Genomic DNA, 23,856 nt, shown 5'->3' on the forward strand with positions numbered 1-23,856 from the left:
GTCGCCGGTGTTGACCTCGGCGCCGATGCGGATGATGCCGCGCTCGTCGAGGTCGGCCAGCATCTCCTCGGAGACGTTCGGGATGTCCCGGGTGATCTCCTCCGGACCCAGCTTGGTGTCGCGGGCGTCGACCTCGTGCTCCTCGATGTGGATCGAGGTGAGGATGTCCTCCTGCACCAGCCGCTGGCTGAGGATGATCGCGTCCTCGTAGTTGTGGCCCTGCCACGGCATGAACGCGACGAGCAGGTTGGTGCCCAGCGCGATCTCCGCGTTGTCGGTGCACGGACCGTCGGCGATCGGCGAGCCCGCCTCGAGCTTGTCACCCTCTGCGACCAGCGGCCGCTGGTTGATGCAGGTGCCCTGGTTGGAGCGGCGGAACTTGTCGAGCTTGTAGGTCGTGTAGGTGCCGTCGTCGTTCATCGTCTCGATGACGTCGGCGGAGACCTCCTTGACCACACCGGCCTTCTCGGCCACCAGCACGTCGCCGGCGTCGACCGCGGCGCGGTACTCGATGCCGGTGCCGACCAGCGGCGCGTCGCTCTTGATGAGCGGCACGGCCTGGCGCTGCATGTTGGCACCCATGAGCGCCCGGTTGGCGTCGTCGTGCTCGAGGAACGGGATCAGCGCGGTGGCCACCGACACCATCTGGCGCGGCGACACGTCGATGTAGTCGACCTCGTCGGCCGGGACCTCGGACACCTCGCCGTCGCGCTGGCGGACCAGCACCCGCTCGTCGAGGAACTTGCCCTTGTCGTCGACGGCCGCGTTGGCCTGAGCGATGACGTAGCGGTCCTCGTCGTCGGCGGTGAGGTAGTCGACGTTGTCGGTGACCCGGCCCTTCTCGACCTTGCGGTAGGGGGTCTCGACGAAGCCGAACGGGTTGATCCGGCCGTAGGACGCGAGCGAGCCGATCAGGCCGATGTTGGGACCCTCGGGGGTCTCGATCGGGCACATCCGGCCGTAGTGCGACGGGTGGACGTCACGGACCTCCATGCCCGCGCGGTCACGGGACAGACCACCGGGGCCGAGCGCGTTGAGCCGGCGCTTGTGCGTCAGCCCGGCGATCGGGTTGGTCTGGTCCATGAACTGCGAGAGCTGCGAGGTGCCGAAGAACTCCTTCAGCGCAGCGACCACCGGGCGGATGTTGATCAGGGACTGCGGCGTGATCGCCTCGACGTCCTGGGTCGTCATCCGCTCGCGGACCACCCGCTCCATGCGGGCCAGGCCGGTGCGGAGCTGGTTCTGGATCAGCTCGCCGACCGTGCGCATCCGGCGGTTGCCGAAGTGGTCGATGTCGTCGGCGGTGATCTCGATCGTGCCCTGGGCGGACTCGATCTGGGTCTGGCCGTCGTGCAGGGCGACGATGTAGCGGATGGCCGCCACGATGTCGGCCAGCGTCAGGGTCTGCTGGTCGAAGGCCTCGTTCTGGCCGAGCTTCTTGTTGACCTTGTAGCGGCCGACCTTGGCGAGGTCGTAGCGCTTGGGGTTGAAGTAGTAGTTGTTGAGCAGCGTCTGGGCGGCCTCGCGGGTCGGCGGCTCACCCGGGCGGAGCTTGCGGTAGATGTCGAGCAGCGCGTCGTCCTCGGCCACTGTGTGGTCCTTCTCGAGCGTGAGCTCGATGGACTCATAGGCCTTGCCCTCGGTGCTGTTGGGGTCGGCGAACTCACGGCGGATGTCCTCGACGGTCATGCCGAGGGCCTTGAGCAGGACGGTGACGTTCTGCTTGCGCTTGCGGTCGAGACGGACGCCGACCATGTCGCGCTTGTCGATCTCGAACTCCAGCCAGGCACCGCGGCTGGGGATCAGCTTCGCGGTGTAGATGTCCTTGTCGGAGGTCTTGTCGGCGGTGCGCTCGAAGTAGACGCCCGGGCTGCGGACCAGCTGGGAGACGACGACGCGCTCGGTGCCGTTGATGATGAAGGTGCCCTTGTCGGTCATGAGCGGGAAGTCGCCCATGAAAACCGTCTGGCCCTTGATCTCACCGGTGTCGTTGTTGGTGAACTCCGCCGAGACGTAGAGCGGCGCGGAGTAGGTGAAGTCCTTCTCCTTGCACTCGTCGACGGTGTACTTGGGGTCGTAGAAGACCGGGTTCTCGAACGAGAGCGACATCGTCTCGGAGAAGTCCTCGATCGGGGAGATCTCCTCGAAGATCTCCTGGAGACCGGACTTGTCGGAGACGTCCTCACCCTCGGCGCGACGGCGCTCGACGTTCTGCTCCCAGGCCTCGTTGCCGATCAGCCAGTCGAAGCTGTCGGTCTGGAGGGAGAGGAGCTTGGGAACCTCGAGGGGCTCGTGGATCTTCGCGAAGGAGATGCGGCGGGGGTTGCTAGCAGGCGTGCGGGAGGTGGTGCGCGCGGCCAAGAGTTGTCCTCATGCGGGCTCGTGAGCGGAGAGGCGCCCGACCACCACAACACCACCCGTCCGGGCAGGGAGATGCGCATTTGAGGGCAGGCGCAATGACCCACGATAGCGGAACGGCAGGCAGCCTTCAAGGCCGCAGCACGTCCGAGCCGCACGGCTGCCCCCGAGTGTGCTGGCTCGGGGGCCCCAGGTCAAGCATTTCGCCCCGGAACTGGGGTCGCCCGCCGCGCCGCACCGCCCCTGACCTGCGGGAACGGAAGCGGCGCCTGCGAGCGGAGCGGTGCCAGCGCCAGCGAGCCTTGGGTCCCAGCGCGCCCGACCTGCCCACCGCTCATCGAACTTGTCGAGATGCCCGCAGCCGGCGTCGGTTTCACCCCGATGCCTCGGCTGCGGTGGTCTCGACAGGCTCGACCAGCGGTGCACCGGTCCCAGCCTCGACTGCGGTGGTCTCGACAGGCTCGACCAGCGGTGCACCGGTCCCAGCCTCGGCTGCGGTGGTCTCGACCGGCTCGACCAGCGGTGCACCGGTCCCAGCCTCGGCTGCGGTGGTCTCGACCGGCTCGACCACCGGTGCACCGGTCCCAGCCTCGGCTGCGGTGGTCTCGACAGGCTCGACCAGCGAGGTGGGCCGGTCGAGCGCGCCCGACCTGCCCACCGCTCATCGAGCTTGTCGAGATGCCCGCAGCCGGGCGTCGGAGGGTGATCAGCCGGCCAGTTGATTGGTGTCCATGTCGTCGACGAGCCAGTCGCCCCCGGTCCGGTCCATGGTCAGGACGACCTGGTCCCGGTAGAGCTGGGAGCCGTCGGCCCGGCTGGTCGGCCGGTTGACGAAGACCAGGACCTGGACCCGGTCCTCACCTGAGCGGACGATCCCGGAGGCCACCACCTGGGCGGTGACGACCGCCTTGAGGTCGGGGGCGTTGGCGGCGATCTGGGAGAACAGCGGGTCGTACTTCTTCTGGTACGCCGGCGTCATCAGCGCGTCGGCGGCCTTCTGGTCCGCGTCGAGGTGGCGGTAGTCGTAGGCCAGGATCGTGGTCACGGCGTGCTCGGCCGCGCTCTGGGCCTCGGAGGTGGCGTCGTCGATGGCGGCGTCGGAGGGCTGGGCGTAGAGGTAGCCGGCGCAGGCGAGGGCAGCAGCCACGACCACGGCCAGGGCTGCGAGGAGCCAGGCGGGAATGGTGCGCTGCGAGGTCGTTCGCGTGTCCCGCTGTGGCTTGGTCGAGTCCCGCGACTCCGGGTCCGTCGCGGTTCTCCCTGCGTGGGTCTCTTCCACTTCGTCAGGGGCCAGGCCGGCGTCGTACGCCTTGCGCTTCTTCTTGTCGAGCAGGGCCTCGGCAGCCTCGTTGAGGGTCCGGAACCTGCGATCGGTGGGGTCGAGGTCGGCGATGGCGGCCTTCCAGGCCGCGCGGATCTCGGTCGCCGAGGCGTCTCGCTCGACGCCGAGGAGGTCGTACCAGGTCGGGGTCACGGCGTCGCTCCCTCGCTCGGGCCGGGCAGTTCGGTGGCGGATCCGGTGCCGGATCCGGTGCCCTGGTCGTCGGTGCCGGTGAGCGGCTGGAAGTCGTCGACCAGCCAGGTGCCCTTGATCTTGACCAGGCTGACCTGGACCCGGAACGGCGCGGGCTCGGTCTGCACCCGCTGGTCCGAGCCCGGCCTCTTCGGGTAGGACTGCGTGATCGAGCCGGCCACCAGAGCGGTCGCCGAGTCGGAGTCGATGGCCGAGACGCCGGTGCTGAAGACCTCGGCGGTTCGCGCCAGACCGGCCTGCTTCACCGTGGCCTCGGCCAGCGGGGCGTTCTTCTCGAAGTCGGCGGCGAACTTGGGCGTGATCACCTCTTCGACGAGCTTGCGGTAGTCGGGCATCGTGCCGTCGTCGGCGAGCTTGTCGGGCCCGTAGGTGTCGATCCGGAGCATGAACTGCTCCGCCTGCGCCATCACGCTCTCGCGCTGCGACTGGAGCGCGTCCTGCTTGCCGCCGATGCCCAGGGCGGGCACCGAACGAGTCGCACCGAGGTGGGCGACCGCCGCGACCGAGGCGACCAGCAGCAGGGAGAGCACGACGAGGACGGCCAGCCGCAGACGGTGCGCGGTCGGCGCCGGCGCCCCAGCTGAGGTCGGTGTGCTCTCGTCCGCCCCCGGCTCGGTCGCGGGGTCGGTCACCTGGTCGGTCACTGGCCGCTGGTCAAGGGCTGGAGGAACAGCCATTTCCAGGACTCCTCTCCTAGAGACGACGGGGCTGTGCTGCCCGTCGAGGAATCCCCGTGGGCGAGGGCGACGGCCTTGTCGCCCCAGGTCAGCCGTCCGGTGGTCGGGTCGTAGGCCGCGACGACCGGTTGGCTGGCGGCCTCGGCGTAGGACGCCGGGGCCCGCTCGGGCGCGTGCTGGGCGCCTCGAGCATTGCTCTGCGTGGCGGGCTCGTCGCACCGCGCGTCGAGGTTCATCGGCCGGTTGCTGCCCTCCTGCGGCACCCGCGTGTCGGTGCCTCCGTAGCCCTGGTGGCACACCGGCTGGCTGGTCAGGACCAGGCCGAAGTGGGCGTCGTAGAGCCCGGTGTCCGGTGTCTTCGACACCACCGTGAAGCCGCCCTCGACGGCGTAGGGGTAGAGCACGAGGAGCTGCTTGATCCCGTCGAGGTGCTTGACGACGACGTCGCCGGTAGTGACCAGGTTGTTGATCAGGTCGCCGAGCTCGACGCCGTTCTGGTCGAGGAAGGCCCGCAGCTCGGTGGCCGCCGCCCCGCCGGAGTCGATCAGGTGCCGCAGGTCGGGGTCGGCGCCGGCCAGCACGGTGGTGAACGCCTGGAGCTGCCGGGAGAAGTTCCTGATCGCCGATTCGGAGTCGACCTGGCCGTGCAGGACGGTGTTGCTGTCGCGGATCAGCGCGGTCGTGGTGTCGAAGTTGTCGTTGGCGGCCTGGATGAAGGAGCTGCCGGTGTCGATGATCCGCTGCAGGTCCTTGCCCGTCCCGGCGAACGCCGCGCCGAGCTCGTCGACGGTGGTCTTGAGGTCCTGCTTGTTCACCGACTCCACGGTCTCGGTCAGGTGGGTCAGCAGGGTGTCCGTGGCGATCGGCAGCTGGGTGTCCTTCTGGTCGATGACCGAGCCGTCGTGGAGGTAGGGGCCGTCCTTGCGCTGCGGCTGCAGGTCGACGTACTGCTCGCCGACGGCCGACCGGTTGCCGACCACCGCACGGGTCTCGGCCGGGATCTCGTCGTAGGAGTTGTCGACGTCCAGCACCGCGTCGACGCCGTCGGCGGTCAGCACCAGCTCGTGCACGGTGCCGACGCTGACCCCGCGGTAGGTGACCTGACCGCCGGCGAAGATGCCACCCGAGTCGGCCAGGTGCACGGTCACGGTGTAGTTGTCGTCGTAGAACGCCTTGTCGAGGTTGGCGTAGCGCGCGCCCACGAACGAGACCCCCAGCAGCGTGATCACTGCGAAGACGAGCAGCTGGACCTTGGTGCGGCGGGTGATCACTTCGCGCCACCTCCCTTCGCGGTGGTCCTGGCGCCGGTCTTGGGCACGACCAGCTCAGGGACCAGCAGGTTGACCAGCGAGGGGTCGTACGCCGCCTGGAGCTGGGCCATGGTGGGTCCGCCGTGGGCGGCGTCGTTCCAGGGCCCGGTGGCGCTGCGGCCCAGCCCGTTGAGGAGGCCGCCCACCTGGTCGCCGAGCTGGCTGAGCGGATCGGCGTTGGTGGTGGCACCGGGCAGCGCGGGCAGACCGGGAACCGTGTTGAGCAGCACGCACACGGTCTTGTTGCGGTTGCCGGGCTCCTGACAGAGCTGCTTCAGCTTGAGCAGTGCCTCGGGCGTGTTGAGGACCTTCCGGCACGCGGCGCTGGCCAGGTCGCCGCTGGAGATGCAGTCGAGCACGGCCTGCACGAGCTGGCCGGGGTCGAGCTCGGTCGGGAGCACGTCGGTGGGGTTGGTCGGGAGCAGCCCCTTGCTGAGGTCGAGCTCGAGGGTGATCGACAGGTTGGTGTAGTCGCCCATGTGCAGGTTGCGGGCGACCTGCGGGTCGCGGCCGACGACCTCGTCGACGAACGGGTAGGTGAGGAAGACGTTGAAGGCGTTGACGAAGTCGTCCCCGGACGCGGCGAGCTGGTTGAGCACCGGCTGGAGCTGGCGCAGCGAGTCGATGGTCGCGGTCTTGGACGCCTTGATCACCCGGACGCCCACGCCGGACAGCTGGTCGAGGGCCTGCAGCATCCGAACGAGGTCCTGGCGCTGGCCGTCGATGCTGGTCAGCGCGCTCGGCAGCTCGTCGAGCGCCTGGTCGATGTTCGCCTCCTGCTGGTGCGCCGAGACGGCCAGCCGGTTGAGGGCCTCGATGGCGTCGACGATCTGGCCCTTGTTGGTGTCGAGCTGGGAGGTGAAGGTGTTGATCTGGCTCAGCACCGACCGGACGTCGTCCTCGCGGCCGCCGATGGTCTTGTTCAGCTCCTGGGCGATCGTCTTCAGCTGCGCCACGCCGCCGCCGTTGAGGATCAGGCTGAGCGCGCCGAGCACCTCCTCGACCTCGGGGTTGCGGCCGGTCCGCTCGAGCGGGATCACGTCGCCGTCCTTGAGCGGGTTATGGCTGGCGCCGGTCTCGGGCGCGGCCAGCGAGACGAACTTCTCGCCGAGGAGGCTGGTCTGCCGGATCTCCGCGATCGCGTTGTCGGGCAGCTCGGTGTCGTTGCGCAGCTCGAGCTGGACCTCGGCCGTGTAGCCGTCGAGTGTGATCTTCTGGACCTGCCCGACGCTGACGTCGTTGACCTTGACAGTCGACTTCGGCACCAGGTCGAGCACGTCGCGGAACTGCACGGTCACGTGGATCGGGTTGTCGCCGACGTCTGTGCCCCCGGGCAGCGGCAGCGAGTAGATGTCGAAGTCGCACGCCGACAGGACAACGCTGCCGAGCAGGAGGCCGAGCAGCAGGCGCAGCCGCTTCACCGGTCGCTCCTTCCCTCGGGCGCCGGGTCCGCGGCCACGAGGCCGCCCAGCGTCGGGTCGAACGGCTGGCCGTAGGACGACCCGGTGCCGAACGGCGCGGCCCCGAACGGCGCGGAGCGCTTGAGGACCGAGCCGGCCAGCTTGCAGAGCTGCCCGCTGTGGTCGGCCTGCGCCAGGAAGCCGCACACCAGGGTCTGCGGGTCGGAGGCGATCTGGTTGACGACCTCGCCGAGGTTGGCGTTGGTGTCGAGGGTGCCGGCCTGCGGGTTGTAGGTGAGGGTCAGGTTGTTGAGTGCGAGCGGCGCGTTGCGCAGCGTCTCGTCGAGGGCCGCGCGCTGCTTGACCAGCACCTTGGCGACCCGGTTGATGTGCTCGATGTTCTTGCCCAGGATGTCGCGGTTCTCCTTGACGAACGTCGCGACGTCACCGAGGCCGACGGAGAGGTTGTGCAGGGCGGCCGCCAGCTCCTCCTTCTCGCCCGAGAGCATGTCGGAGACACCGGACAGGGACTGGTTGAACTCCCGGACGGTCTTGTCGTTGGTGGCCAGGGTGTTGATGAAGCCCTCGAGCTCGCGCGCCGAGCCGAACAGCGCCTCCTTGTTGTCGTCGAGGGTCTGGCTGAGGGTGCTGAAGTCCTTGATGGTCTGGTGGAACTGAGCACCCTCGCCGCCGAAGTTCCTGGCAGTGGTTGCGAGCAGGTCGGAGAGCGCGCCGTCCTTGTTGGCGCCGTTGGGACCGAGCGCGACGTCGAGCTGGTCGATGCTGGAGTAGATCTGGTCGAGCTCGAGCGGGACGGCGGTGTCGTCGGTCTGCAGCACGGCGCCGTCGGCCAGCTTCGGCCCGCCCTTGTAGACAGGGGTGAGCTGGATGTAGCGGTCGCCGACGATCGAGGGCGACACGATGACGGCCTTGGCGTCGGCGGGCACGTCGACGTCGGCGTCGTAGTGCATCTGGACGACCACGTCGGTGCCGGACGGGGTCACCTTGTCCACTGCTCCGACCGCGACACCGAGCACCTTGACCGCGCTGCCCTCGTAGATCGAGATGGTGCGCGGGAAGTGTGCGGTCAGCTTCCTGGTGTCCTCTCCGCCGCTGAACAGCGTCCACCCGAACGCCGCGACGAGCGCGAGGAGGCAGAGCGGCACGATCGCCCGCTTGATCCCTGAGGGGCTGCTCATCCGACCCCACCCCCGTTGGCCAGGTCGGGCGCAGGAGGCATGTTCTGGATGTAGGTGTCGAACCACGGCCCGTCGCCGAGGGTGTTGGCGAAGACCCGGTAGAACGGCGCCATCAGCCGCAGGCTGTTGTCGATGTTGTCCTCGTTCTTGTTGAGGATGCCGACCACGTCGTCGAGCTGGGTCAGGGCCGGGTTGAGGTCCTGCCGGCTCTGGCGGACCAGTGCGCTCAGCTCGCTGGAGAGGCTCGACGTCGACACGAGCAGGTTGTGGACCGCCTGCCGGCGCGCCACCAGCGCCTGGAACAGCGTGTCGGACTGCTTCATCAGGCCGACGATGTCCTGGTCCCTGTCGTCGAGGACCGAGGAGACCCGCTGGAGGTTGGTCAGCAGCGTGTTGATGCGACCGTTCTTGGCGGCGATGTCGGACGACAGCCGCGAGACGCCGGACAGCGCGGCCCGGAACTCCTCGGGGGTGTTGCGGGTGAGGTCGGCCAGCGTGGTGAGCGACCTGGCGAGCTGGTCGGTGTCGATCTGGTCGGCGGTCTCGGCCAGGCCCGAGAATGCCTGCACGACGTCGTACGGCGACTGCGTGCGCGCGACCGGGATCTCGCTGCCGGTGCCGAGCTGGCCGCTGCCAGCCGGCTCCAGCGCGAGGTACATCGAGCCCAGCAGGGTGCCGACCCGGATCGAGGCTCCGGTCTCGTCGCCGAACTGGGAGTCGGTCTTGACCCGGAAGGTGACCTTCACGTGGTCGCCCTCGAGCTCGATCCCGTCGACCTTGCCGACCCGGACCCCGGCGATCCGCACCGGATCGTCGACCTTGAGCCCGCCGGCCTCGGAGAAGGCGGCGGTGTAGGTGTCACCGCCGCCGATGAGGGGGAGGTCCTGGGCGCGGAAGGCGGCCAGGATCATGACGGCGATCACGGCGAGGCTGATCGCCCCGATGACGATCGGGTTGCGCTCGCGGAACGGCTTGATCATCCGAGGTCACACCTCGGGGAGCCGGTGTTGTAGGTGATCGGGACGGTGATCCCGGGCAGCTTGACCTTGCCCTGGAACTGGCAGAGGTAGAAGTTGAACCACGAGCCGTAGATCGCGGTCCGGCCGACCTTCTCGAGCTTGATCGGCAGCACCTGCAGCGCCCGGTCGAGCTCGCCGCGGTTGCGCTGGACGTTGGCGGTCAGCCGGCGCAGGTTGGCGATGTCGCCGACCAGCGGCGAGCGGACCCCCTTGACCAGCGACGCGGTCTGCACCGACAGCTGCGAGATCTGGTCGAGCGAGTCGAGGATCGCGTCGCGGTCCTGGTCGAGACCGCCCACGAACTGCTTGAAGGTCGTGATCAGCTCGTTGAGCTGCTTGTCCCGGTCGGCGACGTGGTCGAGGACCTCGCTGAGGTTGTCGACGAGGTCGCTGATGACCTGGTCGCGGTCCGCAAGGGTGCTGGTCACCGAGGCGGTGTGCTCGAGCAGGCTCTCGAGGGTGCCGCCCTCGCCCTGGAAGACCTGGACGATCTCGTAGGACAGCTGGTTGACGTCGGCGGGGCTCAGGGCCTCGAAGAGCGGCTTGAAGCCGTTGAACAGCACGGTCAGGTCGAGCGCCGGCGAGGTACGCGCGACCGGGATGGTCGCGCCGTCGGCGAGCTCTGTCGAGGGCCCGACCTCCTGGGTCAGGGCGACGTAGCGCTGGCCGACCAGGTTGCGGTACTTGATCGTGGCGTGGGTCGCCTCGGTCACCGAGGTCGAGTCGTCGACGGAGAAGCTGACGAGCGCCCGGGTCCGGTCGGTGATCGCGACGCCCTTGACGGTGCCGACCTTGACGCCGGCGACCCGGATGTCGTCCCCCTTGTTGAGACCCGTCGCGTCGGCGAAGACCGCCTTGTAGGTGTGGGCGCCGCCGAACGACAGGTTGCCGATGGTGGCCACCAGCACGCCGGTGGCGAGGGCGGTCACCACCATGAAGACCAGCAGCTTGGTGAGGTCCGCCGAGGTCTTCCGGTCGAGGAGCTTCACGGGGGCCCACCCCCGACCTGCTCGTCGTCGCCGTAGGACACGGTGGCACCGCGGAGCATCGGGCCGAGCAGCAGACCGCCGAGGTCGGGCACGTCGCCGGCGGTGGTGCCGAGCGTGGGCGCGATGAGCTGGTCGATGAGCCGGGACTCCTCCGGCGTACCGGCGTAGCCCCCGAAGCCGCCGAGCTGGGCGGGCGTCCCGCCGGTGTCGTAGGACGCGCCGACCCGGTCGGTGCCCTTGCCGAGCGGCGAGTCGACGCCGTCGTTGAAGTCGGGCTGCCGGCTGACCGGGTTGGCCTGGTTCCACGGCGGGTTGGGCAGGTGGAGGCAGGTCGGGCCGCGGTCGTCACCGAAGACCGGCTGGTCGGCAGCGGTGTAGCCGCGCGGCTGGTTGGGCAGCGTCTCCAGGATGATGTGGAGGGTGAAGCCGCGGAACGCCTCGGCCTCGCGCTTCCCGGAGTTGACCAGGCCGCCGAGCAGGCACGGGAACTCGGTCGAGTAGCGCGCCAGCACCCGCAGCTGGGCCCGGCTGACCTGGCCGAGACGGATGAGGTTGTCGCCGTTGTCGTCGAGGAACGCCTGCGCGGTCCCGGAGAACCGGGTCACGTCGCCGAGCAGCTTGTGCAGCTCGGCCGCGCGGGTCTCGAGGGTGCCGGTCGTGGTGAGCGTATTGCGGAGGATGTCGCCGACCTGGGGCAGCACGTCGGAGTAGGTGTCGGACACCGAGGTGGTCAGCCGGAGGTCCTCGACCAGCGCGGGGATCTGCGGGTTGAGCCGCTCGAGGTAGCTGTTGAGCGTCTCGAGGTTCTCGCCGAGCTCGTTGCCGCGGCCCTCGAGGGCGGTGGCCAGGGCGTTGAGCGTCTGGTTGAGCTCGGCCGGCTCGACGGTGCGCAGCAGCGGGTAGAGGTCGGAGAGGACCTTCTCGACCTCTGTGGACACCTCGGTCCGATCGATCGTGGCGCCGGCCTCGATGTGCTGGCTGGCCGGGTCGTCGGGGACGATCAGGGAGACGTACTTCTCGCCGAAGAGCGTCTTGGGGACGATCGACGCGGTGACGTTGCGGGGGATCTCGCCGATCTTGCTCGGGAAGAGGCCGAGGGTGAGCTCGGCACCATCGGCGGTGGCGCTCATGCCGAGCACCTCGCCCACCTCGACGCCGCGGATCTTGACGTCGGCGCGCACGGGCAGCTGGAGCCCGATCTCGGAGGTCTCGACCGTGACCTTGTCGTAGTCGGTGAACTTCTTGGTGAACGTCGCGTAGACGAGGTAGCCGGCCAGGACCAGCAGTGCCACGAAGACGACACCGAGGAGCTTGTACTGGCGGGTGAGGCCGGGCACGAGGCGGGTCATCCGGCCAACCTCACGGTGGTGCTCGCGCCCCAGATCGCCATCGACAGCAGCAGGTCGAGCACGTTGATCGCCACGATGCTGGTGCGGACCGCGCGGCCCACGGCCACGCCGACACCGGCCGGGCCGCCGCTGGCGTTGTAGCCGTAGTAGCAGTGGATCAGGATCACGACCACCGCGAAGACCAGCACCTTGCCGAACGACCACAGCACGTCGCCGGGCGGCAGGAACTGGGTGAAGTACTGGTCGTAGGTGCCGGTGCTCTGCCCGAAGAACCTGGTGATCACCAGTCGGCTGGCGAAGTAGGACGAGAGCAGCCCCACGACGTAGAGCGGGATGATCGCGATCAGGCCGCCGATGATCCGCGTGGTCACCAGGAACGGCAGCGAGGGGATCGCCATCACCTCGAGGGCGTCGACCTCCTCGGAGATCCGCATCGCGCCGAGCTGCGCGGTGAAGCCGCAGCCCACCGTGGCGGCCAGGCCGATGGCCGCGACCAGCGGGGCGATCTCACGGGTGTTGAAGTACGCCGAGACGAACCCCGCCAGCTGGGCGGTGCCGAGCTGGTTGAGCGCGGCGAAGCCCTGGAGGCCGACCTCGGTGCCGGTGAAGAAGCACATCGCGAGGATCACCCCGACGGTGCCGCCGATGACGGCGAGCGCGCCCGAGCCCAGCGTGGTCTCCGCCAGGATCCGCGCGACCTCCTTCTTGTAGTGGACCAGCGTGCGCGGGGTCCACGCGAGCGCGCGGAGGTAGAAGCTCAGCTGCCCACCGAGGTCGTCGAGGATCCCGGCGGGTTTGGTGTAGATCGCCTTCAGGTTGGCCATGGCTATGGCCTCAACCTGTCTTCGGCGGGACGAGCTGGAAGTAGATCGCGCTCATCACGAAGTTGACGACGAACAGCAACATGAAGGTGATGACGACCGACTCGTTGACGGCATCGCCGACGCCCTTCGGGCCGCCGGCGGCGTTCATCCCCTTGTAGCAGGCCACGATCGCGGCGATCAGGCCGAAGACGAGCGCCTTGGCCATGCCCTGCCAGAGGTCGGGGAGCTGGGCCAGCGCGGTGAAGCTCGAGAGGTAGGCGCCGGGCGTGCCGTCCTGCAGGACGACGTTGAACACGTAGCCGCCGGCCACGCCGACCACCGAGACCAGGCCGTTGAGGAAGACCGAGACGAGCATGCACGCGAGGACCCGCGGGACCACCAGCCGCTGGATCGGGTCGATGCCGAGCACCATCATCGCGTCGAGCTCTTCGCGGATCTTGCGGGCGCCGAGGTCGGCCGCGATCGCCGAGCCGCCCGCGCCCGCGATCAGCAGGGAGGTGGCGATGGGGCCGGCCTCGCGCACGACCGCCAGGACCGCGGCCGACCCGGTGAAGGACTGGGCGCCGAACTGCTTGATCAGGCCACCGACCTGGAGCGCGATGACCGCGCCGAACGGGATGGCGACGAGCGCGGTCGGGATGATCGTCACCGAGGCGATGAACCAGGCCTGCTGGATGAACTCGCGGGTCTGGAAGGGACGCCGGAACAGCCCGCGGCCGACGTCGAGGCCGAAGGCGAAGAGCTTGCCCGCGGTCCCGACCGGCGCGAGGACGCGCGTGGCGGTCGTGGAGGCCATGTCGAGTCCTAGCTGGCGCCGGGCGCCATGGACATGTTCCGCGCGAACGAGCCGGGCGGGGGCTCGACGCCGTACTCACGGCACCAGGCCCCCGGCTCGCGCTGGCTGCGGCGGGCTATGCCGTTGGAAGGCTCGAGCTGGAGCGGGATCGGCGGCAGCGGCGGGAGGTCCTGCCCCTTCTCGGCCTCGAGCTCGTCGGCGTCCTTCTCCTCCGACATGCCGATCGGGCCGACCCGCTGGGCGTTGAGGAACTGCCGGACCACCGGCTCCTCGGACGAGAGCAGCATCTCCCGCGGGCCGAACATCGCGAGGTGCCGGTGGTAGAGGAGGCCGATGTTGTCGGGCACGGTCCGGGCGGTGTTGATGTCGTGAGTGACGATCAGGAACGTCGCGTCGATCTGGGCGTTGAGGTCGACGATCAGCTGGTTGAGGAAGGCGGTGCGGACCGGGTCGAGGCCGGAGTCGGGCTCGTCGAACAGGACGATCTCGGGGTCGAGGACCAGGGCGCGAGCAAGGCCGGCGCGCTTGCGCATGCCACCGGAGATCTCGCCGGGCAGCTTGTCCTCGGCGCCGAGCAGACCGACCAGGTCCATCTTCTCCATGACGATGTCGCGGATCTCGGACTCGGACTTCCTGGTGTGCTCGCGGAGCGGGAAGGCGACGTTGTCGAAGAGGTTCATCGAGCCGAACATCGCGCCGTCCTGGAAGAGGACGCCGAACAGCTTGCGGATCTCGTAGAGCTCCCGCTCGGAGCAGCTCGCGATGTCCGTGCCCTCGATGACCACCGACCCGCGGTCGGGCTTGAGCAGGCCGATGATGGTCTTGAGCAGCACGGACTTGCCGGTCCCGGACGGCCCGAGCATCACGCAGATCTCACCGGGAGGGACCGTCAACGTGACGTCACCCCAGATCAGCTGCTTGCCGAAGGACTTGGTCAGCCCCTCGATCTCGATCGCCACACCCATTCGCCGTGCTCCCATCGACTGAGGTTGCGCATAGCTCCCTCGGTGGGCGCGCCCAACAACGGCCCACACTCGCCGGTAACAACGGCGGTGACGCGGGGAAGTTACGCGCAGTGGCCCCGAAACCCGGCGTGCGCAGATGCGAACAGCGGCCGTTCCCGGGTGTGGGAACGGCCGCTGCTGCGGACGTGAGTCAGGCTGCGATGCAGCCGGAGGTCACTTGACGGTGACGGTGGCGCCGGCGCCCTCGAGGGCCTCCTTGGCCTTGTCGGCCTGCTCCTTGTTGACGCCCTCGAGGATCGGCTTCGGCGCGGCCTCGACGAGGTCCTTGGCCTCCTTCAGGCCGAGGGAGGTCAGCGCGCGCACCTCCTTGATGACGTTGATCTTCTTGTCGCCTGCAGCCTCGAGGACCACGTCGAACGAGTCCTGCTCCGAGCCGGCCTCGTCGCCGCCGGCGGCGGCAGCGCCACCCGCGGCCGGGGCCGCGGCGACGGCCACGGGGGCAGCGGCGGTGACGCCGAAGGTGTCCTCGAACTGCTTCACGAACTCCGACAGCTCGATCAGCGTCATCTCCTTGAACGCGTCGAGCAGCTCGTCGGTGCTGAGCTTCGCCATGGTGGCGGTTCCTTCCGGTTGGTGGCCCTCGACGTACGTCGCGGACCGGGGTTTCTCAGGTGGTGGTCAGCCCGTTGGTCAGGCTTCGGTGGCCTCGTCGGCCTCGGTCGACTCCGCAGCGGGGGCCTCGTCGGCGGTCTCGTCGGCGCTCGCCTCGGCGGCGGGCTCCTCGGTGACCTCCTCGGTGGTCTCCTCCGCGGTGTCCTCCTCAGCCGCCGCAGCGGCCTCCTCCGTGGCGGGCTCCGCCGGCGCAGTGCCGGCACCACCAGCGAGGATCGAGGGGTCCTGCTCGGCCTTCGCCTGGAGCGCACCGGCGAGCCGGGCGGCCTGGGCGAGCGGGGCGTTGAACAGGAGGACGGCGTTCTGGAGCGAGGCGAGCATCGCGCCCGCGAGCTTGCCCAGCAGGACCTCGCGCGACTCGAGGTCGGCGAGCTTCGCGACCTTCGCAGCGTCGATGGTCTCGCCGTCGAGGTAGCCGCCCTTGATGATCAGGGCGGGGTGGGCCTTGGCGAAGTCACGCAGCCCCTTCGCGGCCTCCACGACGTCCCCGCTGAGGAACGCGATCGCGGTCGGACCGGTCAGCAGCTCGTCGAAGCCCGGGATACCCGCCTCGGTGGCGGCCAGCTTCGCCAGCGTGTTCTTGACCACGGCGTAGTCGGCGTGCTCGCCGAGGGAGCGGCGCAGCTCCTGCAGCTCCTTGACGGTGAGCCCGCGGTACTCGGTCAGCACGGCTCCGGCGGAGTCGTTGAACGACTCGACGATCTCCGCGACGGCGGCCTGCTTGTCTGCCCGCGCCATCGGTCTCCTTCTTCTGCACTGATTTCTGTGGGTGAGACCGGCCCGGGAAGCACGAACGCCCCGAGCGCAGGCTCAGGGCGTGGACGGATCCTCGCGGATCCTTGCTCTGCCACCTGCGCAGGCCGTCCGCATCTCTGCGGAACCTTCGGCAGACTGGTTGCCCAGCCGACGACCGGCGGTCTCTGGTTACGGCGACAAGACTACGGCCGACCGGTCGGAGTGGACAAATCCGCCAGGCCCGGCGACCACCCGAACAGACCATTCCCGGCCCGGGGCCGACCCCCGAGACTCGTGAGGATGAGTGTCCGCGGGTGGGCCGAGGCCCAGACGATCGACGGCGTCCTGGAGCGGATGGATGCCATCGACGCCGCGCTGCCCGCAGCAGACGGCGTGGCGACGTTCAACCGGATGTACCGGCAGGTCACCCGGTTCGTGGACCAGGCAGTCGACGACGGGCTGTTCGTGGCGGGCCCGTTCATCGCGCGCCTCGACGTGGTGTTCGCGAACATCTTCTTCGAGGCCTACGCCGCCGACCAGGACGGCCGCCCGATCCCGCGGGCGTGGGCGCCGCTGTTCGAGGCCAGGACCAAGCCGCACACGCACCCGGTCCAGTTCGCGCTGGCCGGCATGAACGCGCACATCTGCCATGACCTGCCCTCGGCCGTGCTGAACACCTGCCGCGAGCTGGCCATATCGCCGGAGGACGACAGCCTCGAGCACACGGACTTCACGACCATCAACAGCGTCCTGGCCGAGGCCGAGGGCCAGATCAAGAGCTGGTTCTGCACCGGGGTCGTGGCCACGGTGGACGACCTTGGCGGCCGGCTGGACGACGGCTTCGCCATGTTCAGCATCGCCTCCGCGCGTGCCGCGGCCTGGGAGGTCGCGCAGCTCCTGTGGGACCTCATCGGTCACGAGCACCTCGACCGGCTGGTCCGGGCCAACCTCGCCCGGACCGTGGCGATGGCCAGCAGGGGCATCCTGCTCTGAGGACGCGGCCCCACCCGGTGGCGGTGGCCTGGCAACCGTCATCCCCGGGGACAGTCGTTGCCAGGGCACCGCCCACCTGTGGAGCGGCTAGCTGATCACCCGCATCGGCTCGCCGGCCATCCATGCCGCGATGTCCTGGACGGCCTCGGTGAAGTAGCTGCGGTAGTTGGCCGCGGTGACGTAGCCCAGGTGCGGGAGGGCCAGGACGTTGGGCAGGGTGCGGAACGGGTGGTCGTCGGGCAGCGGCTCCTCGTCGAAGACGTCGAGGCCGGCACCGGCGATCCGGCCCTGCTGGAGCGCGGCGACCAGGGCGTCGTTGTCGACCAGGCCGGCGCGGGCGGTGTTGACGAAGTAGGCGTCCCTCCGCATCGCGGCGATGTCGCCCTCGTCGATGACCCCCCGGGTCTCCCACGACAGGACCAGGTGCAGCGACACGACGTCGGAGGCGGACATCAGGTCGCGCTTGGACGGCGCCAGGCGTACGCCGGCGGCCGCGGCGCGCTCCTGCGTCAGGTGCGGGCTCCAGGCCAGCACGTCCATCTCGAAGGCCTGCGCCACCCGGGCCACGTGGGTCCCGATCCGGCCCAGGCCGATGACACCGAACGTCGCCCCGGCCAGGTCGCGCCCGACGGTGGACTGCCAGGGGCCGCCCTCGCGCATCGACCTCGCCTCCTGGGTGACGTGCCGGGCCAGCCCCAGCACCAGCGCCCAGGTGAGCTCGGCCGGCGGGGTGAGCCGGGAGGCGGTCCCGCAGACCGTGATCCCCCGCTCCCGGCACGCGGCCAGGTCGATCGAGGCGTTGCGGTAGCCGGTGGTCACCACCAGCCGGAGGTCGGGCAGCTTCGCGAGGATCGCCTCGGTCAGCGGCGTCCGCTCGCGCATGACGACCACGACCGTGGCGCCTCGGAGGACACGGACGACCTCGGCGGGATCGGCGAGGTGGCGGCGTACGGAGACCATGTCGACGCCCTCCAGCGCCGACCAGTCCGCGAACTGGCCGGCCACGTCCTGGTAGTCGTCGAGGACCACGCACCTCACGGCCGCCTCACCCCCTCCGAAGACGTCGGCCCGCCCGTAGCAAGGTACGGGCGGGCCGGCGGCTTGTCTGCTCGAGGACTACTCGGAGACCTCGACGGCCTCCTCGGAGGCGATGTTCTTGGTGCGGTTGGGATCGACCTGGATGCCGGGGCCCATGGTCGTGGAGACCGTCACCTTGCGGATGTAGCGGCCCTTGGAGCTGGCCGGCTTGAGCCGGAGCACCTCCTCGAGCGCCGCCGCGTAGTTCTCGGCCAGCTGCACCTCGGAGAAGGAGGCCTTCCCGATGATGAAGTGCAGGTTGGCGTGGCGGTCGACGCGGAACTCGATCTTGCCGCCCTTGATGTCCGAGACGGCCTTGCCCGGGTCGGGGGTGACCGTGCCGGTCTTGGGGTTGGGCATCAGGCCGCGCGGACCGAGCACGCGGCCGAGGCGGCCGACCTTGCCCATCATGTCCGGGGTCGCGACCACGGCGTCGAAGTCGAGCCAGCCGCCGCTGACCTTCTCGATGAGGTCGTCGCCGCCGACGAAGTCGGCGCCGGCCTCACGGGCGGCCTCGGCCTTGTCGGCGTTCGCGAAGACCAGCACCCGGGCGGTCTTGCCGGTGCCGTGCGGCAGGTTGACGGTGCCACGCACCATCTGGTCGGCCTTGCGGGGGTCCACCCCGAGCCGCATGACGACGTCGACGGTCTCGTCGAACTTCTTCTTGCTGGCGGTCTTGGCGATCTTGATCGCCGCGAGCGGGGGGTAGAGCTCGTCCTTGTCGAACGACTCGGCCGCCGCGCGGTAGGTCTTGCTGCGCTGCATTGTCTTCTTCTCTCTACGAAGGTCGTGGTCTGCGAGCCAGCGCGGCTCTGCCACTTTGGTTCAGCCTGGGGGGCCGGGGTCTCGAGACGGTCGCAGAGCGACTCCTCGACCACCGGCAGGTCGTCACTCCGTGGTGACGCCCATCGAGCGGGCGGTGCCCTCCACGATCTTCATCGCGGCCTCGATGTCGTTGGCGTTGAGGTCGGGCATCTTGGTCTGGGCGATCTCGCGGACCTGGTCCTTGGTGATCCGGCCGACCTTCTCCTTGTGCGGGACACCCGAGCCCTTGCTCAGACCGGCGGCCTTCTTGATCAGCTCGGCGGCCGGCGGGGTCTTGGTGATGAAGGTGAACGACCGGTCCTCGTAGATCGTGATCTCGACCGGGATGACGTTCCCGCGCATGGACTCGGTCTGGGCGTTGTAGGCCTTGCAGAAGTCCATGATGTTGACGCCGTGCGGACCGAGGGCGGTACCGACCGGCGGGGCCGGGGTCGCGCCACCGGCTTGGAGCTGCACCTTGACCAGCGCAGCGATCTTCTTCTTGGGAGGCATTCTTCTTCTTCCTTCTCGTGGTCATGACGAGCATCTGTACGACGCCCTGCCACTTCTTCTGTTGTTCCTGAGCCAGTGCCGGTGGTTTCGTCCCAGCGCGGGCTGCGGAAGATCTCGACAGGCTCGATCTTTGAGCCTCCGTGGCCCTCGCAAACTCGGGCCGGAGGCTCAAACCTTCTGAATCTGCGAGAAGCTCAGCTCGACCGGGGTCTCCCGGCCGAAGATCTCGACCAGCGCCTTGACGCGCTGGGACTCCGGGTTGATCTCGGTGATCGTCGCGTGCAGCGTGGCGAACGGCCCGTCGACCACCATCACCGAGTCGGAGACATCGAAGTCGGCGACCTCGACCGGCTTCTTGGCCGCGCTCGTGCTGCCCGGCGCCGCGGTGCCGGCGGCGACCGCCTCGGCCTCGGCGCGGGCCACGACGGCCGGGGCCAGCATGTTCTCGACCTCGGTCATGCTCAGCGGCACCGGCTGGTGGCTGTGCCCGACGAAGCCGGTCACCGACGGGGTGTGCCGCACCGCGGCCCACGACTCGTCGGTGAGGTCCATCCGGACCAGGACGTATCCGGGCAGGACGGTCCGCTTGACCATCTTGCGTTGGCCGTTCTTGATCTCGGCGACCTCCTCGGTGGGGACCACGATCTCGTGGATGTAGTCCTCCATGTTCAAGGAGATGATGCGGTTCTCGAGGTTCGACTTCACCCGGTTCTCCATGCCGGAGTAGGTGTGCACGACGAACCAGTCGCCCGGCTTGGCCCACAGCTCGCGGCGGAACTGCTCGAGCGGGTCCGAGCCCCCCTCGGCCTCGTCGGCGGCCTCGTCGGCGGCCTCGTCAGCCTCCGCGGCGGGCTCCTCGTCGGTGACATCACCCAGCTCGTCGGTGACCTCGGCGGTCTCGGCGCTGACGGCCTCGTCCTCGTCGCGCACGCCCTCGTCGACCTCGTCGGCGAGCTCGGCGACGACGTCCTCGGACAGCTCCGGACCCTCGTCACCCTCGGCCTCGGAGATGTCGATCGACGTCGCGCCGCCGTCCTCGGTGTCGTCGAGCCCCATCTCGAGGTCGGTGGTCTCGTCGGTCACCTCGGTGTCGAGCCGCGGGTCGTCCTCGATCTCGGGGCCTTCGTCGGGCTCGCCGTACTGGTCCTCGAGCTCGGGGTCCGGGCTCTCGCCGGGTTGGAGCCCGGCGACGGGCTGGTCGACCTGGTCCTCGACAGGGTCCTCGACCTGGTCCTCGGTCTGCTCGACGTCGGCGTCGGCGGCCTCGGGGGTCTCCACCGAGCGCTCGTCCTGCTCGTCGTACTGCTCCGACACGTGCTGCTCCATCACTCGTACTGCTGGGGGGTGGCCTGGTGCGGCGCTGGCTACTCGGTGTTGCGGCCGCTGAAGACCTCGAACGCCAGCTTGCCCAGCCCCAGGTCGAGCAGCGACACGATCGTCATCATGATGACGACGAACACGAGCACCACGATGAAGTAGGTGACCAGCTGCTCCTGCGTCGGCCACACGACCTTGCGGAGCTCGGCGACGACCTGCCGGTAGAAGACCGGGAGGCTGGTGCGCTTCTCGGACCCCGAGCGCTCGCGCGGTCCGCGAACCGCCTTGCTGTCGGTCACGCTGTTCGCCTCGATCCTTCGTCTGTCGTTGTCGATGCTTGGGTTGCTTCTCTGCAGGGCACGAGGGACTTGAACCCCCAACCTTCGGTTTTGGAGACCGATGCTCTGCCAGTTGAGCTAGTGCCCTTCGGTCGGTTACCGCCACCCGGCCTGTGGACCGCAGCCCGCCAGGGCAAGGCATGGCAAAGCCTGTGGGAAACCACCAAACCGGGAGTCTACGCACCCGGACCGTGAGCGGCCAAAAAGCCAGTGGCGGCCGGTCTCTACGATGACCTCATGGCTTCTGAGCAGACCGTGTCACCCGGGTCACCCCGTTCGCGGCGAGTCTCCCACCGGCTGGGCGCCATCGCCGAGTCCGCGACGCTGAAGGTCGATGCCAAGGCCAAGGCGCTCAAGGCCGAGGGCCGCCCGGTCATCGGGTTCGGCGCCGGCGAGCCCGACTTCCCGACGCCCGACTACATCGTCGAGGCCGCCGTCGAGGCCTGCCGCCAGCCCGCCAACCATCGCTACACCCCGGCCGGCGGACTGCCCGAGCTCAAGAAGGCCATCGCGGAGAAGACCAGGCGCGACTCCGGGCTCGAGGTCGACCCCAGCCAGGTGCTCGTGACCAACGGCGGCAAGCAGGCGATCTACGCCGCGTTCGCCGCGATGCTCGACCCCGGCGACGAGGTGATCGTGCCCGCGCCGTACTGGACCAGCTACCCCGAGGCGATCCAGCTGGCAGGCGGCGTCCCGGTCGAGGTCCTGGCCGACGAGACCCAGGAGTACAAGGTCACCGTCGACCAGCTCGAGGCCGCCCGCACCGACCGCACGAAGGTGCTGCTCTTCGTCAGCCCGTCCAACCCGACGGGGGCCGTCTACTCCTCCGACGAGATCCGGGCCATCGGGCGGTGGGTCGAGGACAACCAGCTGTGGGTCCTCACTGACGAGATCTACGAGCACCTGGTCTACGACGACGCCGACACCGGCTCGATGCCGGTGCTGTGCCCCTACCTCCAGGACAACTGCGTCGTGGTCAACGGCGTCGCGAAGACCTACGCGATGACTGGCTGGCGGGTGGGTTGGATGATCGGGCCCCCCGACCTCGTCAAGGCGGCCACCAACCTGCAGTCGCACGCCACGTCCAACGTCGCCAACGTCTCCCAGCGCGCCGCGCTGGCCGCGGTCTCCGGCGACCTGGCCGCCGTGGCAGAGATGAAGAAGGCCTTCGACCGCCGCCGGCACACGATCGTCGCCATGCTCAACGAGATCGACGGCGTGGTCTGCCCGATGCCCGGCGGTGCCTTCTACGCCTACCCGTCGGTGAAGGGTCTGCTCGGCAAGGAGTACGACGGCCGCCTCATCGACAGCTCCGCCGACCTGGCCGAGTACATCCTCGAGAAGGCCGAGGTGGCCGCCGTACCAGGTGAGGCGTTCGGCTCGCCGGGCTACCTCCGGCTCTCCTACGCGCTCGGCGACGACGACCTCGTCGAGGGCGTGACCCGGCTCCAGAAGCTCTTCAGCTGAGCCCGGCCCACGGGGTGCGCGAGCTCCGGGCTCTGCCCAAGGCACACCTGCATCTCCACTTCACCGGCGCCATGCGCCACACCACCCTGCTCGAGCTGGCCGAACGCGACGGGATCAGGCTGCCCGACCAGCTGGTGACGCAGTGGCCGCCGGAGCTGTCGGCCGCCGACGAGAAGGGCTGGTTCCGCTTCCAGCGGCTCTACGACGTGGCTCGGTCGGTGCTGCGCACCGAGGCGGACATCCGCCGGCTGGTGCTGGAGGCCGCCGAGGACGACGTGAGGGACGGCGGCGGCTGGCTGGAGATCCAGGTCGACCCGAGCGGGTATGCCGCGCGGTTCGGCGGGATCACGGCGTTCACCGACCTGGTGCTCGACGCGGTGGCCTCGGCCTCGACGCGGACGGGGCTGGACATGGCCGTGATCATCGCGGCGAACCGGATCCGTCATCCGCTCGACGCACGGACCCTGGCCCGGCTGGCCACGCAGTACGTCGGCCGCGGCGTGGTCGGGTTCGGCCTCTCCAACGACGAGCGGCGCGGGAGCACCCCGGAGTTCGCGGCCGCCTTCCGGATCGCCGAGCGGGCGGGGCTGCGGCTGGTGCCGCACGGCGGCGAGCTGCGCGGACCCGAGCACGTGCAGACCTGCCTCGACGCCCTGCACGCCCAGCGGCTGGGCCACGGCATCCGGTCGGCCGAGGATCCCCGGGTGCTGGACCGGATCGTCTCTGCGGGGGTCGCTCTCGAGGTCTGTCCGGTGTCCAACGTGGCGCTCGGCGTCTACTCCGACCTCACCTCGGTGCCACTCCCCACCCTCCTCGAGGCCGGCGCCACTGTCGCGCTCGGCGCCGACGACCCACTGCTCTTCGGGTCGCGTCTGCTCGGCCAGTACGCCGCCATGCGGGCCGCCCACGACCTGACCGACGACCAGCTCGCGGAGCTGGCCCGGATGTCGGTGCGCGCCTCCTGCGCGCCGGACGACGTGAGGACGCGGCTGCTGGGACGCATCGAGGACTGGCTGCAGGCCCCCGGCGAGTGAGGCATCGCTAGGGAGGTCTCGACAGGCTCGCCCAGCGGCCGTACCACGGTGGCTGAGGTGCGAGGCGCCCCAGCGCCGAGCCTCGAAGCCAGGTGACCCGGCGCTGGGACTTGCCCGGGTGCCTACCCTGCGGAGGTCTCGACAGGCTCGACCAGCGACGGGCCAGCAGGTGCCTACCCTGCGGAGGTCGCGACAGGCTCGACCAGCGACGGGCCAGCAGGTGCCTACCCTGCGGAGGTCTCGACAGGCTCGACCGCCGACGGGCCAGCGGCTGCCATCCCCACGGAGGTCTCGACAGGCTCGACCAGCGGCAGGCCCACCACGGTGGCTGAGGTGCGAGGCGCCCCCGGCGCCGAGCCTCGAAGCCAGGTGAGCCGGGGCCGGGACCCACCCCGGTGCCTACCCTGCGGAGGTCTCGACAGGCTCGACCGGCGGCAGGCCACCACGGTGGCTGAGGTGCGAGGCGCCCCAGCGCCGAGCCTCGAA

At 69.4% G+C, this 23,856-nt stretch carries 23 protein-coding genes and 1 tRNA gene; 3 read left to right on the forward strand and 21 right to left on the reverse strand.

Annotated features, from left to right (window positions below; translation table 11 throughout):
• The 15 genes from rpoB to rplJ all read right to left on the reverse strand — a co-directional run.
• The coding region (rpoB, locus tag VFV89_RS12955) for a DNA-directed RNA polymerase subunit beta (RefSeq protein WP_329706364.1) at positions 1-2,361 on the reverse strand (2,361 nt) is incomplete at its 3' end.
• A 370-nt stretch (positions 2,362-2,731) separates the two neighbouring features.
• Positions 2,732-3,016: a hypothetical protein gene (locus VFV89_RS12960; RefSeq protein WP_329706365.1), complete on the reverse strand. Its 285-nt coding sequence runs from the start codon at positions 3,014-3,016 to the stop codon at positions 2,732-2,734.
• 48 nt (positions 3,017-3,064) lie between these two features.
• Complete coding sequence (locus VFV89_RS12965; RefSeq protein WP_329706366.1) at positions 3,065-3,832, reverse strand: J domain-containing protein; 768 nt, start codon at positions 3,830-3,832, stop codon at positions 3,065-3,067.
• Positions 3,829-4,536, reverse strand: a complete 708-nt coding sequence (locus VFV89_RS12970; RefSeq protein ID WP_329706367.1) for a hypothetical protein — start codon at positions 4,534-4,536, stop codon at positions 3,829-3,831. Before VFV89_RS12970 ends, VFV89_RS12965 begins: the two co-directional genes overlap by 4 nt.
• The gene (locus VFV89_RS12975) at positions 4,533-5,840 is read right to left on the reverse strand and encodes an MlaD family protein (RefSeq protein WP_329706368.1); all 1,308 of its coding nucleotides are present in this window, start codon (positions 5,838-5,840) and stop codon (positions 4,533-4,535) included. Before VFV89_RS12975 ends, VFV89_RS12970 begins: the two co-directional genes overlap by 4 nt.
• Positions 5,837-7,300 (reverse strand): MCE family protein, encoded by a 1,464-nt coding sequence (locus VFV89_RS12980; RefSeq protein WP_329706369.1) that lies wholly within the window; start codon positions 7,298-7,300, stop codon positions 5,837-5,839. The genes VFV89_RS12975 and VFV89_RS12980 overlap by 4 nt, the downstream gene beginning before the upstream one ends.
• Entirely contained in the window at positions 7,297-8,478 is a 1,182-nt protein-coding gene (locus VFV89_RS12985; protein ID WP_329706370.1) for an MCE family protein, read from the reverse strand. The genes VFV89_RS12980 and VFV89_RS12985 overlap by 4 nt, the downstream gene beginning before the upstream one ends.
• Positions 8,475-9,458, reverse strand: a complete 984-nt coding sequence (locus VFV89_RS12990) for an MCE family protein (protein ID WP_329706371.1) — start codon at positions 9,456-9,458, stop codon at positions 8,475-8,477. The genes VFV89_RS12985 and VFV89_RS12990 overlap by 4 nt, the downstream gene beginning before the upstream one ends.
• On the reverse strand, positions 9,455-10,486 hold the full coding sequence (locus VFV89_RS12995; protein WP_329706372.1) for an MCE family protein: 1,032 nt from the start codon (positions 10,484-10,486) through the stop codon (positions 9,455-9,457). The genes VFV89_RS12990 and VFV89_RS12995 overlap by 4 nt, the downstream gene beginning before the upstream one ends.
• Positions 10,483-11,835: an MCE family protein gene (locus VFV89_RS13000; protein ID WP_329706373.1), complete on the reverse strand. Its 1,353-nt coding sequence runs from the start codon at positions 11,833-11,835 to the stop codon at positions 10,483-10,485. Before VFV89_RS13000 ends, VFV89_RS12995 begins: the two co-directional genes overlap by 4 nt.
• The gene (locus VFV89_RS13005; protein WP_329706374.1) at positions 11,832-12,659 is read right to left on the reverse strand and encodes an ABC transporter permease; all 828 of its coding nucleotides are present in this window, start codon (positions 12,657-12,659) and stop codon (positions 11,832-11,834) included. The genes VFV89_RS13000 and VFV89_RS13005 overlap by 4 nt, the downstream gene beginning before the upstream one ends.
• A gap of 10 nt (positions 12,660-12,669) precedes the next feature.
• Positions 12,670-13,455 (reverse strand): ABC transporter permease, encoded by a 786-nt coding sequence (locus tag VFV89_RS13010; RefSeq protein WP_329706375.1) that lies wholly within the window; start codon positions 13,453-13,455, stop codon positions 12,670-12,672.
• An 8-nt stretch (positions 13,456-13,463) separates the two neighbouring features.
• The gene (locus VFV89_RS13015) at positions 13,464-14,420 is read right to left on the reverse strand and encodes an ABC transporter ATP-binding protein (protein WP_329706386.1); all 957 of its coding nucleotides are present in this window, start codon (positions 14,418-14,420) and stop codon (positions 13,464-13,466) included.
• Positions 14,421-14,633: 213 nt separating this feature from the next.
• Positions 14,634-15,032 carry a 50S ribosomal protein L7/L12 gene (rplL, locus tag VFV89_RS13020; protein WP_329706376.1) on the reverse strand — a complete coding sequence of 133 codons (399 nt, stop codon included), beginning with the start codon at positions 15,030-15,032 and terminating at the stop codon, positions 14,634-14,636.
• A 78-nt stretch (positions 15,033-15,110) separates the two neighbouring features.
• Complete coding sequence (gene rplJ, locus VFV89_RS13025) at positions 15,111-15,830, reverse strand: 50S ribosomal protein L10 (protein ID WP_329706377.1); 720 nt, start codon at positions 15,828-15,830, stop codon at positions 15,111-15,113.
• Between the two features lie 297 nt (positions 15,831-16,127).
• Between rplJ and VFV89_RS13030 the strand changes: the two genes are divergently transcribed.
• Positions 16,128-16,820 carry a DUF5995 family protein gene (locus VFV89_RS13030; protein ID WP_329706378.1) on the forward strand — a complete coding sequence of 231 codons (693 nt, stop codon included), beginning with the start codon at positions 16,128-16,130 and terminating at the stop codon, positions 16,818-16,820.
• Between the two features lie 87 nt (positions 16,821-16,907).
• On the opposite strand, the gene VFV89_RS13035 is transcribed toward VFV89_RS13030, so the two are convergent.
• The 6 genes from VFV89_RS13035 to VFV89_RS13060 form a co-directional block, all read right to left on the reverse strand.
• Positions 16,908-17,858 (reverse strand): D-2-hydroxyacid dehydrogenase family protein, encoded by a 951-nt coding sequence (locus tag VFV89_RS13035; protein ID WP_329706379.1) that lies wholly within the window; start codon positions 17,856-17,858, stop codon positions 16,908-16,910.
• A gap of 78 nt (positions 17,859-17,936) precedes the next feature.
• The gene (gene rplA / locus VFV89_RS13040; protein ID WP_329706380.1) at positions 17,937-18,662 is read right to left on the reverse strand and encodes a 50S ribosomal protein L1; all 726 of its coding nucleotides are present in this window, start codon (positions 18,660-18,662) and stop codon (positions 17,937-17,939) included.
• 123 nt (positions 18,663-18,785) lie between these two features.
• Positions 18,786-19,214: a 50S ribosomal protein L11 gene (gene rplK / locus VFV89_RS13045; RefSeq protein WP_329706381.1), complete on the reverse strand. Its 429-nt coding sequence runs from the start codon at positions 19,212-19,214 to the stop codon at positions 18,786-18,788.
• 168 nt (positions 19,215-19,382) lie between these two features.
• Positions 19,383-20,270, reverse strand: coding sequence for a transcription termination/antitermination protein NusG (gene nusG / locus VFV89_RS13050; protein ID WP_422656599.1), 888 nt, complete (start codon positions 20,268-20,270; stop codon positions 19,383-19,385).
• Positions 20,271-20,578: 308 nt separating this feature from the next.
• Positions 20,579-20,830 (reverse strand): preprotein translocase subunit SecE, encoded by a 252-nt coding sequence (secE, locus tag VFV89_RS13055; RefSeq protein ID WP_329706383.1) that lies wholly within the window; start codon positions 20,828-20,830, stop codon positions 20,579-20,581.
• A 54-nt stretch (positions 20,831-20,884) separates the two neighbouring features.
• A tRNA-Trp gene (locus VFV89_RS13060) sits at positions 20,885-20,957 on the reverse strand.
• A gap of 149 nt (positions 20,958-21,106) precedes the next feature.
• Between VFV89_RS13060 and VFV89_RS13065 the strand changes: the two genes are divergently transcribed.
• Together VFV89_RS13065 and VFV89_RS13070 are read left to right on the forward strand one after the other, a co-directional pair.
• Positions 21,107-22,336, forward strand: coding sequence for a pyridoxal phosphate-dependent aminotransferase (locus VFV89_RS13065; protein WP_329706384.1), 1,230 nt, complete (start codon positions 21,107-21,109; stop codon positions 22,334-22,336).
• A 14-nt stretch (positions 22,337-22,350) separates the two neighbouring features.
• Complete coding sequence (locus tag VFV89_RS13070; RefSeq protein ID WP_329706385.1) at positions 22,351-23,370, forward strand: adenosine deaminase; 1,020 nt, start codon at positions 22,351-22,353, stop codon at positions 23,368-23,370.
• The last annotated feature ends 486 nt before the right edge of the window (positions 23,371-23,856 follow it).

This window comes from Nocardioides sp. (assembly GCF_036274455.1).
GTDB lineage: Bacteria > Actinomycetota > Actinomycetes > Propionibacteriales > Nocardioidaceae > Nocardioides.

Coding starts and splice junctions, on each gene's coding strand:
- VFV89_RS12985 (WP_329706370.1), bottom strand. CDS start 8,478: ATGAGCAGCCCCTCAGGGATCAAGCGGGCGATCGTGCCGCTCTGCCTC.
- VFV89_RS12990 (WP_329706371.1), bottom strand. CDS start 9,458: ATGATCAAGCCGTTCCGCGAGCGCAACCCGATCGTCATCGGGGCGATC.
- VFV89_RS13000 (WP_329706373.1), bottom strand. CDS start 11,835: ATGACCCGCCTCGTGCCCGGCCTCACCCGCCAGTACAAGCTCCTCGGT.
- VFV89_RS13005 (WP_329706374.1), bottom strand. CDS start 12,659: ATGGCCAACCTGAAGGCGATCTACACCAAACCCGCCGGGATCCTCGAC.
- VFV89_RS13010 (WP_329706375.1), bottom strand. CDS start 13,455: ATGGCCTCCACGACCGCCACGCGCGTCCTCGCGCCGGTCGGGACCGCG.
- VFV89_RS13015 (WP_329706386.1), bottom strand. CDS start 14,420: ATGGGTGTGGCGATCGAGATCGAGGGGCTGACCAAGTCCTTCGGCAAG.
- rplL (WP_329706376.1), bottom strand. CDS start 15,032: ATGGCGAAGCTCAGCACCGACGAGCTGCTCGACGCGTTCAAGGAGATG.
- rplJ (WP_329706377.1), bottom strand. CDS start 15,830: ATGGCGCGGGCAGACAAGCAGGCCGCCGTCGCGGAGATCGTCGAGTCG.
- VFV89_RS13030 (WP_329706378.1), top strand. CDS start 16,128: ATGAGTGTCCGCGGGTGGGCCGAGGCCCAGACGATCGACGGCGTCCTG.
- rplA (WP_329706380.1), bottom strand. CDS start 18,662: ATGCAGCGCAGCAAGACCTACCGCGCGGCGGCCGAGTCGTTCGACAAG.
- rplK (WP_329706381.1), bottom strand. CDS start 19,214: ATGCCTCCCAAGAAGAAGATCGCTGCGCTGGTCAAGGTGCAGCTCCAA.
- nusG (WP_422656599.1), bottom strand. CDS start 20,270: ATGGGGCTCGACGACACCGAGGACGGCGGCGCGACGTCGATCGACATC.
- VFV89_RS13065 (WP_329706384.1), top strand. CDS start 21,107: ATGGCTTCTGAGCAGACCGTGTCACCCGGGTCACCCCGTTCGCGGCGA.